Source organism: Sporichthyaceae bacterium (assembly GCA_036493475.1).
Classification (GTDB): Bacteria; Actinomycetota; Actinomycetes; order Sporichthyales; family Sporichthyaceae; genus DASQPJ01.
On record DASXPS010000019.1, the window covers coordinates 58,075 to 74,185 of the forward strand.

General features: G+C 69.4%; 12 protein-coding genes. 4 read left to right on the forward strand and 8 right to left on the reverse strand.

The window, feature by feature from the left end:
- Positions 1-3: 3 nt before the first annotated feature.
- Genes VGJ14_02265 through VGJ14_02300 form a run of 8 tightly spaced genes read right to left on the reverse strand, consistent with a single transcriptional unit; the run spans position 4 to position 8,335 of the window.
- Positions 4-1,278, reverse strand: a complete 1,275-nt coding sequence (locus tag VGJ14_02265; protein ID HEY2831223.1) for an MlaD family protein — start codon at positions 1,276-1,278, stop codon at positions 4-6.
- Positions 1,275-2,306: an MCE family protein gene (locus tag VGJ14_02270; protein ID HEY2831224.1), complete on the reverse strand. Its 1,032-nt coding sequence runs from the start codon at positions 2,304-2,306 to the stop codon at positions 1,275-1,277. The genes VGJ14_02265 and VGJ14_02270 overlap by 4 nt, the downstream gene beginning before the upstream one ends.
- Positions 2,303-3,367 carry an MlaD family protein gene (locus VGJ14_02275; GenBank protein ID HEY2831225.1) on the reverse strand — a complete coding sequence of 355 codons (1,065 nt, stop codon included), beginning with the start codon at positions 3,365-3,367 and terminating at the stop codon, positions 2,303-2,305. Before VGJ14_02275 ends, VGJ14_02270 begins: the two co-directional genes overlap by 4 nt.
- Before the next feature lie 4 nt (positions 3,368-3,371).
- Positions 3,372-4,364 (reverse strand): MCE family protein, encoded by a 993-nt coding sequence (locus tag VGJ14_02280; GenBank protein HEY2831226.1) that lies wholly within the window; start codon positions 4,362-4,364, stop codon positions 3,372-3,374.
- The gene (locus tag VGJ14_02285; protein HEY2831227.1) at positions 4,361-5,377 is read right to left on the reverse strand and encodes an MlaD family protein; all 1,017 of its coding nucleotides are present in this window, start codon (positions 5,375-5,377) and stop codon (positions 4,361-4,363) included. Before VGJ14_02285 ends, VGJ14_02280 begins: the two co-directional genes overlap by 4 nt.
- Positions 5,374-6,645 carry an MCE family protein gene (locus VGJ14_02290; protein ID HEY2831228.1) on the reverse strand — a complete coding sequence of 424 codons (1,272 nt, stop codon included), beginning with the start codon at positions 6,643-6,645 and terminating at the stop codon, positions 5,374-5,376. The genes VGJ14_02285 and VGJ14_02290 overlap by 4 nt, the downstream gene beginning before the upstream one ends.
- A 7-nt stretch (positions 6,646-6,652) precedes the next feature.
- Positions 6,653-7,492 carry an ABC transporter permease gene (locus tag VGJ14_02295; GenBank protein HEY2831229.1) on the reverse strand — a complete coding sequence of 280 codons (840 nt, stop codon included), beginning with the start codon at positions 7,490-7,492 and terminating at the stop codon, positions 6,653-6,655.
- Entirely contained in the window at positions 7,493-8,335 is an 843-nt protein-coding gene (locus VGJ14_02300; protein HEY2831230.1) for an ABC transporter permease, read from the reverse strand. It abuts the gene before it with no gap.
- A 165-nt stretch (positions 8,336-8,500) separates the two neighbouring features.
- On the opposite strand from VGJ14_02300, the gene VGJ14_02305 reads away from it, so the two are divergent.
- The 4 genes from VGJ14_02305 (at position 8,501) to VGJ14_02320 (ending at position 15,928) form a co-directional block, all read left to right on the forward strand.
- Positions 8,501-10,243 carry an AMP-binding protein gene (locus VGJ14_02305; GenBank protein ID HEY2831231.1) on the forward strand — a complete coding sequence of 581 codons (1,743 nt, stop codon included), beginning with the start codon at positions 8,501-8,503 and terminating at the stop codon, positions 10,241-10,243.
- A gap of 2 nt (positions 10,244-10,245) precedes the next feature.
- On the forward strand, positions 10,246-11,808 hold the full coding sequence (locus VGJ14_02310) for an NAD(P)/FAD-dependent oxidoreductase (protein HEY2831232.1): 1,563 nt from the start codon (positions 10,246-10,248) through the stop codon (positions 11,806-11,808).
- A 173-nt stretch (positions 11,809-11,981) separates the two neighbouring features.
- Entirely contained in the window at positions 11,982-15,734 is a 3,753-nt protein-coding gene (locus tag VGJ14_02315; GenBank protein HEY2831233.1) for a multifunctional oxoglutarate decarboxylase/oxoglutarate dehydrogenase thiamine pyrophosphate-binding subunit/dihydrolipoyllysine-residue succinyltransferase subunit, read from the forward strand.
- A gap of 17 nt (positions 15,735-15,751) precedes the next feature.
- Positions 15,752-15,928: a DUF6104 family protein gene (locus tag VGJ14_02320; protein HEY2831234.1), complete on the forward strand. Its 177-nt coding sequence runs from the start codon at positions 15,752-15,754 to the stop codon at positions 15,926-15,928.
- The last annotated feature ends 183 nt before the right edge of the window (positions 15,929-16,111 follow it).

Consider the following 16,111-nt stretch of genomic DNA (forward strand, 5'->3'; position numbering starts at 1 on the left):
CGATCAGGACTGCAGCATCGCCAGCAGCAGGGCGATCACGGAAGCCGCGCTGCCCAACGCGCGCAGTGGTTGCACCTGCAGCCGGGTGCCGTCGGGCAGGAGCACCAGACCATCGGCGGGGTCGTACCCGCCGAGCGTGATCGGTTGCGAATCCCGCACCGGCGGCGGCGCGCCCGGACCCGACGGTTCGGGTCGCGGGGCGTTCTGCGCCCCCCGGGCACCCACGCCGGGCGTGGTGGTGTCCTTGCAGTAGCGATTGAGGTCCGGCGGCACCCGGGTCGGGTCGATCGGGTTGCGTCGGGGCCCCCCGTAGCTGCACACCGGATTGCCGGTGAGGTGCAACTCGTTGCGGAAGTTACCGCCCTGCGCGGTGGTCTTCAGCGCCGCGGTGGCCTGCGGGAAGGCGATCAACAGCGCGTTGAGGGCGGGCAGCCGCGCGGCGACCAGCGAACCCGGCGTCACCAGATTGCCCAGTAGCGCCGAGACCGGGCTGGACAGCGTGGTGATGAAGTCGTTGAGGTTGCCGATGCCCGCCGGGCCGGTGTCCAGCACCTTGCTCACCGTCGGGCTGCCCTGCTTCAGCGCCTTGGTCAGCGTGCGCAGCGAAGCGTTGAAGGACTTGAACTCACCGGACAGCTCGTTGGCCGTGTCCAGGTCGGTCTTGCCGTTGCGCAGCAGATCGACCGCGGCCGGCAGGCTCTGCTGCATCGAGGCGAGCAGCTTGTCGGAGTTCTCCACCAGCTGCGCCAGCTCGGGACCGCTGCCGACGAACGCCGCGGCCAACTCGTCGATCACCGTGCGCAGATCTTTGGTGCCGATCTGGTCGAGCAGTTGGGCAACGTCGCGCACCACCACCGCGATAGGCAACGGCACGCTGGTGCGCGCCACCGGGATCACGCTGCCCTCGGCCAGGTAGGGCGGGTTCGCGGTGCGCGGGCGCAGGTCCACGAACTGCTCCCCGGCCGGCGACAGCTCGGCGACCGCTGCGTCGGTGTCGATCGGGACCTTCGTACCGCGGTCGATGGTCAGATCTGCCGTCACCCCGCCGGGGCGCAGCTGCACATCGGCGACCCGGCCGACGATCTTGCCCCGATAGGCGACCTCCGAGCGCGGGTAGAGCCCGCCGGAGGAGGCCAGCTCCAGGTGCACGGTGAACGGCCGCTTGCCGATCTGCAGGCGCAGCACATTGAAGGCCACGTGGTACACACCCAGCGCCAATACCAGCAGCACGGCGATGTTGGCCAGCAGCGTTCCGCGACGGCGCAGCAGGGCTATCATCGGCGCCGCTCCTGCCATACCTGACGTAGACTCAGATCGGGTGCGGTATCGGGGTTGACGCCCAACCCGATCGATCTGCTGTTGAACAGCGCGTCGCCGGTGAGGTAATCGGCGGGGACTGACTCGTCGAGGAACTTGCCGAACCGGATGAGCTGTTGCAGCGTGGGACCGACCTGGTTCTGGATGGAGATCAACGCGTCCAGCACGGGTTCCGCCGACTTCAGTGTGCTGACCAGGTCCGCGCGGCTGGCACGCACGACCTTGTCCCCGGCCTTGCCCAATGCCGCCACCCGGGCGAGCAGGTCAGCGAACCTGTCGGTCTGATCGGCCAACAGTTTCGCGGCGGGCGCGGTGTCGGCCAACGCGGCCCGAATCGTCTCCCGGCGTTTGGCCAACGTCGCGGACAGCGAATCCAGGGCGCCCAATGCCCGGTCGATATCCGCGGTGCGGGCATTCAGCGCGCCGAGCGCGTCGTTCAGCGAACGCAACAGGCTGGGGGTGTCGCCGGCGTGGCCGGAGATGACCTTGTTCAGCTCCACCACGATCGTGCGCAACTGGGCCAGACCACCGCCGGTGATCAGCACCGAGGCGGCGGCCAGCATGTCCTCCACGCTGGCCGCCGTGGACGTGGCCGCCGCGGGAATCACGTCGCCCGCGTGCAACGTGCGGGCACCGTGGCCGGGATCAATCGCGATAAACCCCTCGCCCAGCGGGGTGGTCAACCGCAGTTCCGCGGTGGCCTGATCAGTGAGCACCACCTTGGTCGGCAGCCGCAACTGCACCCGGGCGATGAAGTTGGTGGTGCTGATGTGAGCGACCCGACCCACGTCCACGCCGTCCACCCGGACGTGCGCACCGTCCGGCAGGTTCAGCGCATCGGCGAATTCCGCGGTGAGCTCATAGCTCGGCCCGGACACCGACCCGCCGGGTCGCGGCAGAGCACTGAGCGCCGGGCCGCATCCGCTCAGCGTGAGCGTCCCGGTGAGCGCAAGGGCGACGACTCGCGCACTTAATGGGCACCGTCTCATCGCGCACCCCGCGGCGGAAACGCATCGGAGATCGACCCGATCGGCTTGCCCGCATTGGAGCACAGGAACGGGCCGAGGCCGTCGCAGAACTGCTGGGCGACCACCGGGTTGAGCAGATTCGCCGCGGCCGAGGCGTGCACAACGATGCGCTGGTCCTTCGGGTTCACCGCCATGTACAGGTTCTGAAAGGTCAGTGGCAGCACGTCGAGGGCCTCGGTGAGTTGCTGACGGTGCGCGTTGATCACCTGGAGCACCGCGGTGAGGTCCTGTAGGGTGCTCTTCGCCGCGCCCTGGTTCTTCTTCACGAATGCGCCCACCTCGGTGACCGCGGTGGACAGCGCGTTCAGCGTGGAGTTCAACTGCTCGCCGTTGTCGGCCAGCACTGCGGTGGCCGTGGTGACGTTCTTGCTGAACGCCCGCACGGTGGCGTCGTTGCGGGCGAACGCCCCGGCCAGCCCGTCCAGGCTGCGGATCAGCCCACTGATGTCGTCCCGGTTGTCGGCCAGCGTGCCGATCGCCGCGGCCAGCCCCTGGATGCTCTGGTGGATCTTCAGACCGTTGCCCTTGAGGTTGCTCGCGGCCACGCCCAGCGCGTCCCGGATCACGCCCACCGTCCGCTGGTCGGCGGTGAAGCTGGTGGACAGTTTGTCCAGGGCCGCCACGATCCGGTCGAACTCCACCGGGGTGTGGGTGCGCGCCAGCGGAATGGTGGCGCCGTCGACCAGGCTCGGCCCGGACTTCCAGGCCGGGCTGAGCTCGACGTAACGATCGGCGATCACGCTGGGCGGAATGATCAGCGCGCCGGCGTCGGCCGGGATCGGTTGGCTCTTGCGCACCGACATCCGCACCAGCACCTGCGCGCCCTGCGCGGTGACCTTGGTGACCCGACCCACCGGCACACCGAGCACGTCCACGGTATTGCCGGGGTAGACACCGACGGACTCGACGAACACCGCGCTGATCGTGATGTGGTCGGCGCCGAACGGCACGCACCCGGCACACAGCAAGCCGGCCACCACAGCCACCCCTGCGGTGAATCGGCGCGCGATCTGACGCATCATCGGCTCAGCCACCACCCGTGGGCGGGGTGCACTTGCCCTGCGGTGCGCACAGCATGGAGTCCGGGAAGACCGCGTCCGGGCCGTTGATGTCCATGTAGGGGCCGTTGCCGACGACGTTCGCGAAGTAGCGGGCGGCCGGCCCCAGCAGGATGCCGATCTGGTCCAGCGCATCGGAGTTGGCCCGCAGCGTGGCGAGCACCACGTCCAGATGTGCCAGCAACGGGGTGATCGTGGCCTGGTTGTCCCGGACCAGGCCGGTGAGCTGTTCGCTGATCGCCTGGGCGTCCACCAGCAACTTGTCGATGGCGTCGCGCCGCCGGGTCACCTCGGCGAGTACCAGCGAGGCCTGCTGCATCAACTGCACCAGGGAGTCGCGATTGGCATCCAGGTTTGCGGTGACGTTGTCCGCCTGCTGCAACAAGGTGTTCAGCTGCGCCCGTCGGGTGAGCACCACGGCCGACAGCCGGGAGATGCCGTCCAGTGCCTGGCGGGTCAGCGCCGGGGTGCCGCGGAAGTCGTCGGAGAGCACCTTGAGCGCGCCGCGGATCTTCGCTCCGTCGAGCTCCTCCAGCGCCGCCCCGCCGGCCTGGACGATGTCCTCGACCTGGAACGGCACCAGCGTGTTGGCCACCGGGATGGTGCGGTCGGGCAGTGGCCCACCGCCGCCGGGCACCACCTCCAGGAAGTGGTTGCCGAGCAGCGTGGCCACCTTCACGTTGGCCTGGCTATCCCGGCCCAGATCGATGCTCCGACGTATCTGCAAGGTGGCCCGCACCATGGCATCACGGATCTGCAGCGAGGTGACATGGCCCACCGGCACGCCGGCCACGCGCACCTCATCGCCGGACTTCAGCCCGCCGGCCTCGGCCAACTGGGCGTGCCAGGTGCGCTTGCCCAGCGAGATGTTGTTGGGCAGGAACAGCGCGAGGAGCAACGCGAGTACCACGGCGACGGTGACCGTGCCGAGGAACCGCGGCCCGCGCGCTTTCCTTCTCATGCGCACACCGCCGAGTTGGCACCGGAGCTGGCGATCTTCTGTTGCTTGCCGTCGGCCGAGGTGTAGATCAGGTTGCAGAGATAGAGGTTGACCCACGAGCCGTACTGCATGGTGCGGGCGAACGCGGACAGCGCGACCGGCAGCCCGCGCACCGCACCGGCGAGGTTGTCCTTCTGCGCGGCGTAGATCGTTGAGACCCGCAGCAGCTTGTCCAGGTCGGTCTTCAGCTGCGGGCGGATCTCCCGCAACAGCGCCGTGGTGGCTTCGGTCAGCCCGGAGAGCGCCTCGATCGAGCCGCCGATCTTGTCCCGGTCCGCGGCGGTGGCGGCGGCCAGCCGGCGCAGCTGCGCGATCAGGTCGTCGACCTGGGTGTCCTTCTGCCCCACCTCGGTGAGCACCTGCGCGAAGTTGTCGATCACCCGACCGATCACGGCATCCCGGTCGGCCAGGTTGGTGGACAGTTCCGCAGTGGTGCGCAGCAGGTTGATCAGGCTGCCGCCCTGCCCCTGCAGCACCTGGACCACGGCCACCGACAACCGGTTGATGTCCTGCGGTGAGATCACCTGGAACAGGGGTTGGAAGCCGTTGATCACCACGGTGAGATCCAGCGCCCGCTCCGTGCTGCCCGGCGGGATCTGGGTACCCGACTTGAGCGGGGTGCCGGCGCCCGATCCGGGTTCCAGCGCCAGGAACCGCTGCCCGATGAGGTTCTGGTAGCGAATGGCCACCCGGGTGTTGGTGAACACCGGCTGGTCCGAGCGCACGCTGAACTTCACCTTGGCCACGTTCCCGGACAGCGAGACGCCGTCGACCCGACCGACCCGGACCCCGGCCACCCGCACGTTGTCCCCGCCGTGCAGCCCGGAGGCGTCGGCGAACATCGCGGTGTAGGAATGCGTGTCGCGGCCCAACGAATTCGTCAACGTGTTGAACAGCAGCATCGCGATGCTGCCCGCCGCCACCGCGAAGATCACCAGCCGGACCAGGGCCCCGCGGACCTTCATCGCGTTCATCCGGCACCGTCCGGCAGCACCACGGTCAGCCCGCGCAGCAACGAACCGGCGAGCAGCAGACCGACGTCGCCATAGTCCCGATCGGCGCCGCCGCCGAGCACCGCGAGGATCTGGCTCAGCGCAACGCGGTCACTGACGCTGCCCACCGCGCCGATACCGCCATAGGTCACCGCCGGGGCGAGCTGGGCCGGACCGGGCATCGCCGACTGCGGCTTCCCGGCTCCCGACGTGCCGCAGTTCGGGCCGTCCAACCCGGGGTAGCGCGGACAATCGGCCGGCCCGTAGACATGCAGTGGGGCGGGGTCGATCTCCACGTCCAGGCCGATCTTGCCGCCGGGGTGGATGGCCAATCCGCCAAGGAAATCCCCGAGGTTCACGAACCCGTCGCTGAAGGCCCTCGGGTGCTTGCCGAAGGCCCCGATGATGCCCGCACTCTGGTGGCTGACCTGGATCAGGTTGTCGCTGTTGGTGGACAGCAGGTCCTTGGCGTTGCGCGCCAGTCCCAGCCCGCCGGAGAGCAGTTCCACGAACTTCGCCTGACGGGCCACCAGATCGCGCAGCAGCACCAACACGTCATCGACGGAATCCAGCAGCTTCGGCGTCTGTGTGGCGAACACCTCGAGCAGATCCGCGGCGCCGGTGATGTCCTGCTGCAACAGCGGCAACTGCGGGCGGAGCTGTTTGAGGTAGGCGTCGGTGCGACCGATCAGGGAGTTGATCTGCGAGCCGCGGCCGTTCAACGCCTGGGCCAGCGCGCCGAGGGTCTCGGCCAGCTTCGCCGGTTGCACGGCGGTGAGCACCCGGTAGAGCTTGCCGAACACGTCGGAGAGTTCGAGGGTCTGCGCCGAGGTGTCCTGCGGAATCACCGCGCCGTTGCGGATGGACTGCGGGCTCGGCGCGGTCGGCGGCAACAACTCGACGAAGTCCTGGCCGAACACGTTGGCGGGCAGCGACCGCGCAGTGACCCCGGCAGGTATCGAATGCGCCTTGGCCGGGTTCAGCCGCAGCTTGACCCGGGCGCCGGGTTTGCCGAACTCGCGGTGAATGGAGTCGACCCGGCCGACCACTACCCCGCGCATCTTCACGTCCGAGCCGGTCACCAGGGCATCGCCGGCGTTGGACAACTGCGCACTGGCCTCCACCCGCTTGCCGATCGCGCCGCTGAACTGGGCCAGCACCAGGGCGATCAATGCCACGACCACGCCCAGGTAGATCAGCCCGCGGGTCATCAACCGGGTGCGGCTCGGCCCGTGCACTCCCCGGCTCATGGCGCGCTCACCCGCTGATCCGCACGCCGGGGTCGTAACCCCAGAACGCCAGGGTCAGGAACATGTCCACCACGATGATCACGATCAGGCTGGCCCGGATGGCGCGGCCGGTAGCCCGACCCACACCTTCCGGTCCACCCGAGGCACTGAAGCCGTAATAGCAATGGATCAAGGTGGTCAGCACGATGAAGATGGCCACCTTCAGCGTGGACAGCACGATGTCGAACGGGTTGAGGAACGCCAGGAAATAGTGCTCGTAGGTGCCCACCGACTGACCGAAGAACACGGTGACCACCAACCGGGTGGCGAAGTACGAACCGAAGAGCCCGACCACGTACAGCGGCAGGATCGCCAACATCGAGGCCACCAGCCGGGTGCTCACCAGGTAGGGCACCGGGCGCACGGCCATCACCTCGAGCGCGTCGATCTCCTCGGCGATGCGCATCGCGCCCAGTTGTGCGGTGTACCGACAGCCCACCTGCGCGGCGAACGCGGTGGCCGCTATCAGTGGCGCGAACTCGCGGGTGTTGGCCAACGCGGAGACGAAACCCGCGAACGGAGCCAGGCCGATGATGTCCAGACCGGTGAACCCGGCGATGCCCACCGAGGTGCCGACGAACGCCGACAGCAGCAGCATCACCCCCATGATCCCGCCGCCCACCAACAGGGCCCGGCCCCAGGAGATGTCCGAGAGCAGCCGGCCGATCTCCTTGCGGTAGTGCTTGACCGCGAACGGGATGTAGGCGAAGCCGCGGCCGAAGAACGTCAACTGCTCGCCCAGTGCGACCAGGCCATCGACCAGCCCGCGCAGCGGCAGCAGCGCACGGGGCATCGGTTCCGCGGCCACTCAGACCACCTGCGGCGGTGCGATCAACAGGTAGGCCTGGGTCATCACGATGTTCATGCTGAACAACAGCAGGAAGGTGAGCACCACGGACTGGTTGACCGCTTCGGCCACACCCTTCGGTCCGCCCTTGGCATTCAGGCCCTTGTGCGCGGCCACGATCGCGGCCAGGAAGCCGAAGATCGCGGCCTTCAGCTCGGCGACGATGAAGTCGCCGGGGGTGGCGAACGCGGTCAGCGACGATAGATAGGCGCCGGCCGTGCCGTGCTGCACGTAGACGTTGAACAGGAAGCCGGCCAGCACACCGGTCATGGCGACCAGGGCGCAGAGCAGCACCCCGATCACGACCAGGGCGGCCACCCGCGGCACCACCAGTCGCCGGATCGGCGAGACGCCCATCACCCGCATCGCGTCGAGTTCCTCACGGATGTTGCGCGCGCCGAGGTCGGAGCAGATCGCCGAGCCGGCGGCACCGGCCAACAGCAGCGCGGTGACCACCGGGGCACCCTCGCGGATCACGCCCAGGCCGTTGACGGCGCCGACGAACGAGGTGGCGCCCACCTGTGCGGCCAGGCTGCCCACGTTGATCGCCACGATGATGCCGAACGGGATGGCGACCAAGAGCGCGGGCAGCAGGCTGACGCTGACCACGAACCAGGCCTGCAGCACGAACTCGCCCCACGGGAACTGGCCGCGGGCCAGGTCCCGGACCAGAAACCGCAAGGATTCCCCGGACAGCGAGGTGAGCTGCCCGACGGTGACCAGCGAACGATCCACCGGCCCGGGCAGCCGCCAACCACCGGCGCGCCGGACGCGCGAGGTGGGGCGCAGTGCCTCGTCGGCCATGGGACGGTTCATCCCTCCGCGAGGGGGAACGCAGCCGGGCGGATGCGGGACGACCGGCGGGACACCGACACCCTAGTGGGGCTGCCGCGAGCCGAATCCGGCCTGCTCCCCCGGTCTGCCGCCGGCGGCACGGCCGGGCCGGAACCGTGCTCTTAAGCTGGGGCCATGGGATTGGCGGCGATTCTGCGGCCGGCCGCGCGCCGGATGGGTGGCGCCGCACGGCTGGCGGTTGCCGCCGCAGAGCTGACCCGGTCCTTACCGGTGGACACGATCCGCGCGATGCGGTTCACCCTGGCCCAACCGGGACCGATCCTGGCCGCCGCCCTGGGCGCTGCGCGCAGCCGGGTGGTTCCGCCATTGCGCCCGGACCTGACGCTACGTCAGCTCGATGCGCTGCGCCGGGACGGTCTCGGGCTGAGCGGGGCGATGGCCGCCGCCGTCGCCATGGACCCGACCGCGGTCGCGGTGATCGACGACGAGGGAACGTACAGCCGCGGGGAACTGACCGACGACGCACGCCGCCTCGCCGCGGCACTGTCCGACCTGGGAGTTTCCTCCGGCGACCGGGTGGGCATCGGCTGCCGCAACCATGCCGGCTTCGTGCTCGCGCTGCTCGCGCTGGCCCGACTGGGCGCGGATGCGGTGCTGCTGAACACCGGCGCCGGCCCCGAGCAGGTCGCCCGGGTGGTCTCCGCGCAGCGGATCCGGCTGTTGATCGCCGATGCGGACCTGGAGTTGCCCGTCCTGCCGCCCGAGGTGCGCACGATCACTGCCTGGCCGTCGACCAGTATCGCCGGCCCGACGCTGCGCAGCCTCATCAAGAGCGTCCGCCGTGACCGCGACGTGCGCCGCCCCGATCGGGCCGGTCGGTTGATCGTGCTGACCTCCGGTACCACCGGCACACCGAAGGGCGCGGCGCGCCCGGAGCCGTCCGCCGCCGCCGGGTTGATCGCGATCGCCGGGCTGCTCGGTCGGGTGCCGTTGCGGGCCGAGGAGATGACGGCCATCCCCGCGCCGCTGTTCCACGCCTGGGGACTGGGTGGGTTGCAGTTGGCCCTGGCCGGGCGGGCGCCGGTGCTGTTGTCCCGCCACTTCGATGCCGAGGCCACCTTCGCCGCGATCGAGGCCCACCGGGTGCGCCAACTGTTCGTGGTGCCGGTGATGCTCAACCGGATGCTGGCGCTGCCCGAGGAGACCCGCCAGGCCTATGACACCTCGTCGGTGCGGTTGATCGTGAGTAGCGGCTCCGCGCTGCACCCGCGGACAGTGCACGAGGTCGCCGAGCAGTTCGGACCGGTGTTGCACAACCTCTACGGGTCCACCGAGGTGTCCTGGGTCAGCATCGCGGGGCCGAAGGATCTCGCGGCCGAACCCGGCACCGCGGGCCGTCCCCCGCTGGCCACCCGGCTGCGCATCCTGGACGATGCCGGCGCCGGCTGCGCGACCGGTGCGGTGGGACGGATCTTCGTCGGGCACGCCATGTTGTTCAGCGGCTATCTGGAGACGCCGGATGCCGACGGGGCGCCCACCGAGGGCCTGATGGCCACCGGCGATCTTGGTCACCTGGATGCCGAGGGCCGGTTGTTCGTGGACGGCCGGGAGGACGACCTGGTGGTCAGCGGCGGGGAAAACATCTTTTGCCGCGAGGTCGCCGACGTGATCGCCGCGGTGCCCGGCGTCCTGGACGCCGCCGTGGTCGGCGTGCCGGACGCGGATTTCGGGCAGCGACTGGCGGCCTTCGTGGTGATCGCGCCCGGCTCCCCGATCACCGCCGAGGACGTGCGCCAGGTGGTGCGCACCCGCCTGGCCCGCCACGCGGTGCCCCGCGAGGTCACCTTCCTCCAGGAACTGCCGCGCAACGCCGCGGGCAAGGTGCTGGCCGGAGTGCTGCGCTCGAGCCTGGAGTGAGAGTGCCGACCCGCGCCGACGTGGTGGTGGTCGGCGGCGGGCACAACGGACTGGTCGCGGCCTGCCTGCTGGCCCGGGCCGGGCTGTCGGTGGTGGTCTGCGAGGCCGCCGGGGTGCTCGGCGGGGCCGCGCGCACCGAATTCCCGTTCCCGGCCGCGCCGGAGCTGCGGCAGTCGACCGGGGCTTATCTACTCGGGCTGATGCCGCCGGAGCTTCTTGCGACCCTCGGTCTGGACCTGCCTCTGCGACGCCGCGACCCGCACTACGCCCTGCCGGCGCCGGCCGGGTCGGGGCTGCCCTCGTTGTTGTTGGGGTCGGATGCAGGAGCAAATACGGCCGCGCTGACCGCGGCCTTCTCTGCACGCGACGCCGCCGCGGACGCGGCACTGAATGCGGAGCTGGCCGCGCTGCGCAAGGACCTGGCGCCGGCCTGGCTGGCCGAACCGGGCTCCATCGAGCAGACCGCCGACCGCTACATCCGACCCGCGCTGCAGCGCACGTTCGTCGACCTGTGTCACGGCTCGGTGCTGGCGTACCTGGACAGGTTCGGTTTCACCGCGCAGCGGTTGACCGCCATGTACGCGGTCACCGACGGCATCTCCGGAGTGGCCGCCGGGCCGGACGACCCCGGCACCGGACACAACTTCCTGGCGCACAACATGGGCCGGCTGCCCGGCTCGGACGGCACCTGGATGATCGTGGCCGGCGGCATGGGCACGGTCAGTGCCGCGCTGGCCGACGCCGCACGCGCGGCCGGGGCCCGGTTGTTCGTCGACTGCCCGGTGCACCGGATTGCGGTGAGCGGCGGCCGGGTGAGCGGGGTGGAGCTGGGCGAGCAGGCCATCGCGGCGTCGGTGGTCTTGGCCGCCTGCGACCCGTTCCGGTTGGCCGACCTGGCGGATCTGCCGCCGGATCTGACGCAGCGCCTGGAGTCCCTGTACCGACCCGGCGTGACCCTCAAGCTCAATCTCGCGTTGGATCGGCCCCCCGTGTTTCCGGGCCTGCACGGCCGCAGCACCGGCGGAGCCACTGTGCATCTGTTGCCCGGCGAGGATCGGCCGATCGACGCGGTGCAGCTGATGTGGGACGACGTGTGCGCGGGTCGGCTGCCCGAATTCCCCACCATCGAGTGGTACCTGCACACCACGGTCGATCCGAGCCTGCAGGATGCGGCCGGTCGGCACTCCTCGGCGCTGTTCGTGCAATCGGTGCCGCACCAGCCCGCGGGCTCGGACTGGAACAGCGAACTGGGCCCCTACGTCGGGCACTTGTTGGCCGTGTGCGACCGGTTCGCGCCCGGTACCAGCGCCTCCGTCGTGGACACCTTCGCGCTCCCCCCGCCGGGCATCCAGGAGCACTTCGGCATCACCGGCGGCCATATCCACCACGTCGACAACACCATCGCGTTCGACGCGCGGATGCCGTACGTCACCGGCATCGACGGCCTCTACGCGGGCTCCGCCGGTTGTCACCCGGCCGGCTCCGTCATCGGCGCGGCCGGCCACAACGCGGCCCAGCGAATCCTGGCCGACCTCGATCTGCTTTCCCGATGCACGCGCTGTTAGCCCCGAGACCGAACTGTTAACGGAATTCATGCTCCGGGCGGGTGAGGGATACCCGGCCGCAACTCCGCTCGGACAAAACAGGCGACTACCCTGGGAAGAACCCAAACGACTGACGCAGCGCACCGCCGGAAGAGGTCGATCCATCCGTGTCACCGAACCCCCAGTCCGATCCGATGGCCGGCTTCGGTCCCAACGAATGGCTGGTTGACGAGATCTACCAGCAGTACCTGGCGGACCCGAACTCGGTGGACCGAGCCTGGTGGGAGTTCTTCGCCGACTATCAACCCGGCACCGACGTGACGACCCGGCAGGTGAGCAGTCCCGCTCCGGAGCCGGCTCCGCCCGCGGCATCGCCGCCGGTAGCGTCACCGCTCGCGACGGCCGAGACCTCCGCGGCGCCGGCCGCCGCCCCCGCCGGCCCACTTTCCCCCACGGTCGCCGCCGCCCCGGCGGTGCCCGCGCCCGCGGAGCACCCGGCCGCGGGAACCCGCACACCCGGTCCGTCCGGGACCAGGGTCACACCGATCCCCGCCGACCCGCCCGAGGACACCACTCCCGCCCGGGCCCCGGCCCCGGCACTGGACGGCAGCGCGGAGATCACCGCGCTGCGTGGCCCGGCCGCGCGCGTGGTGACCAACATGCAGGCCAGCCTCTCGGTCCCCACGGCCACCTCGGTGCGCTCGGTGCCCGCGAAGCTGTTGATCGACAACCGGATCGTGATCAACAACCACCTGCGTCGCTCGCGCGGCGGCAAGGTGTCGTTCACCCACCTGATCGGCTACGCGCTGGTGCAGGCAGTTGCGGCCATGCCGGTGATGAACGCCGGCTACACCGAGGTCGACGGCAAGCCCGCGGTGTCGCACCCGGCGCACGTCAACCTCGGCCTGGCCATCGATCTGGAGAAGCCGGACGGTTCCCGCACCCTGGTGGTGCCGTCCATCAAGGCCGCGGACACGTTGGACTTCGCGCAGTTCTGGGCGGCGTATGAGGACATCGTGCGCCGGGCCCGGAACAACAAGCTCACCGTCGATGACTTCGCCGGCACCACGATCTCCATCACCAACCCCGGCACCATCGGCACGCAGCACTCGGTGCCACGTCTGATGGTGGGTCAGGGCGCGATTCTCGGCGTCGGCGCTATGGAATATCCGGCCGAGTACCAGGGCGCCTCGCCGGAGACCCTGGCGACCATGGCGATCAGCAAGACCATGACGCTGACCTCCACCTACGACCACCGGATCATCCAGGGCGCCCAGTCCGGGGACTTCCTGCGCCGCATCCACCAGTTGCTGCTGGGCGAGGACGAGTTCTTCGACGGCATCTTCCGTGCGCTGCGCATCCCCTACGAGCCGATCCGCTGGGAGACCGACATCTCGGCCTCGCACGAGGACCAGGTGTCCAAGCAGGCCCGGGTGCACGAACTGATCCACGCCTACCGCACCCGCGGTCACCTGATGGCCGACACCGACCCGCTGGAGTACCAGCAGCGCTCGCACCCGGACCTGGACATCGTCACCCACGGCTTGACGCTGTGGGACCTGGACCGCGAGTTCGTCTCCGGCACCACCTTCGCGCTGTCCGGGCTGATGAAACTGCGCGACATCCTGGGCGTGCTGCGCAGCTCCTACTGCCGCACGGTCGGCATCGAATACATGCACATGCAGAACCCGCGCGAGCGGCTGTGGATCCAGGAGCGGGTGGAACGCGCCCCGGACCGGCTGCCCCGCGAGGAGCAGTTGCGCATCCTGCGCAAGCTCAATGAGGCCGAGGCCTTCGAGACCTTCCTGCAGACCAAATACGTCGGGCAGAAGCGGTTCTCCCTGGAGGGCGGTGAGTCCGTCATCGCCCTGGTGGACGCGGTGCTCACCGCGGCCGCCCAGGAGGGCCTGGACGAGGTCGGCATCGGCATGCCGCACCGCGGCCGGCTCAACGTGCTGGCCAACGTGGTCGGCAAGTCCTACAGCCAGATCTTCCGGGAGTTCGAGGGCAACCTCGACCCGAAGTCGATGCACGGCTCCGGTGACGTGAAGTACCACCTCGGCCAGGAGGGCACCTACACCGCGCACGACGGTACCCAGATCGCGGTGAGTCTGGCCGCGAACCCGTCGCACCTGGAGGCGGTGAACCCGGTGCTGGAAGGCATCGTGCGCGCCAAGCAGGACATCCTGGACCGCGGCATGACCGGGTTCACCGTGTTGCCGTTGCTCATGCACGGCGACGCCGCGTTCGCCGGGCAGGGCGTGGTCGCGGAAACCCTGGAACTGTCCCAGCTGCGCGGCTACCGCACCGGCGGCACCGTGCATCTCGTGGTGAACAACCAGGTCGGTTTCACCACCGCGCCGACCGCGAGCCGATCCAGCCTGTACGCCACCGACGTGGCGCGCACCGTGCAAGCACCGATCTTCCACGTCAACGGTGACGACCCAGAGGGCTGCGTGCGCGTGGCGCGGCTCGCCTTCGACTTCCGGCAGGCGTTCAAGAAGGACGTCGTCATCGACATGATCTGCTACCGGCGCCGTGGTCACAACGAGGGCGACGACCCCTCGATGACCCAGCCGCTGATGTACGACCTGATCGATGCCAAGCGCTCGGTGCGCAAGCTGTACACCGAGTCCCTGATCGGCCGCGGTGACATCACGCTGGAGGAGGCCGAGGCGGCGCTGAAGGACTACCGCGACCAGTTGGAGAAGGTGTTCGCGGATACCCGCGGCGCGCAGACCACGCCGACCACGGTGCCCGCCACCTACAACGTGGCGACGCCGGCGGTCGGGCTGAACACGGCGATCAGCACCGACACGCTCAAGCGCATCGTGGAGTCGCAGATCGCGCTGCCGCCGGGCTTCAACGTGCACCCGCGGGTGCAGCCGCTGCTGCAGAAGCGAGCGGCGATGATCGAGACCGGCAACATCGACTGGGGCTTCGGTGAGCTGATCGCGTTCGGTTCGCTGCTGCTGGAGGGCCGTCCGGTCCGGTTGGCCGGGCAGGACTCCCGTCGCGGAACGTTCGTGCAGCGGCACTCGGTGCTGGTGGACCGCACCAGCGGCGCGGAGTACAACCCGCTGGCCAACCTGGACCCCGACCAGGGCACGTTCTACGTCTACGACTCGCTGCTCTCGGAGTACGCCGCGCTCGGCTTCGAGTACGGCTACTCGGTGGCCCGCCCGGACGCGCTGGTGCTGTGGGAGGCGCAGTTCGGCGACTTCGTCAACGGCGCGCAGTCGATCATCGACGAGTTCATCTCCTCCGGTGAGCAGAAGTGGGGCCAGCGTTCCGGCGTGGTCATGCTGCTGCCGCACGGCCTGGAGGGCCAGGGCCCTGACCACTCCTCCGGTCGCCCGGAGCGCTTCCTGCAGCTGTGCGCGCAGGACAACATGACCGTGGCCATCCCGACCACCCCGGCCAATCACTTCCACCTGCTGCGTTGGCAGGCGATCTCGCCGCACCACCGGCCGTTGGTGGTCTTCACGCCGAAGTCGCTGCTGCGTCACCGCGCGGCGGTATCCGACCCGGCCGAGTTCACCTCCGGGCATTTCCAGCCGGTGCTGGCCGACCCGAAGGTGACCGACCCGAACGCGATACGCCGGGTGCTGCTGTGCACCGGGAAGGTCTACTACGACCTGGCCGCGCACCATGACGAGCACCCGGACACCGCGGTCGTGCGGGTGGAGCAGCTCTATCCGCTGCCGGTTACCGAAATGGAGGCCACCCTCGCGCTGTACCCGAACGCGAGCGACGTGCGCTGGGTGCAGGAGGAGGCGGCCAATCAGGGCGGCTGGCCGTTCATGGCCCTGCACCTGCCCGAGCACCTCGGCGGGCGCACGCTCAAGCGGGTTTCTCGCCAGGCCTCCTCCGCGCCCGCGGTCGGCTCGCATTCGGTGCACGACTACGAGCAGCAACAGGTGGTCGAGCAGGCCTTCGCGCGCTGAGAGCAGGCGGCTCAATCGTGTATTTCACCGACCGGGGCATTGAAGAACTCATCGAACGACGCGGCGCGGAAACCGTGGACCTGGCCTGGCTGGGCGCCCGGCTCGCCGAGTTCGTCGATCTCAACCCGGAGTTCGAGGTCCCGATCGAGCGGCTGGCCACCTGGCTGGCTCGGCTGGACGACGAGGACGACTGAACGACAAAAGGCCCGTGACGGCGCCGACTGGATGTCAGCGCTGACACGGGCCTGTCCGCTCGAAGAAGCTGACCCCTCAGCACGCCCTCGAGCGCCCTCCGCACACAGCGGCACACAGACAATGTGACGCATGTGACTGAAGTTACGGAGAAGTTAGGGCAAACACCAACCAAACGGCCACAT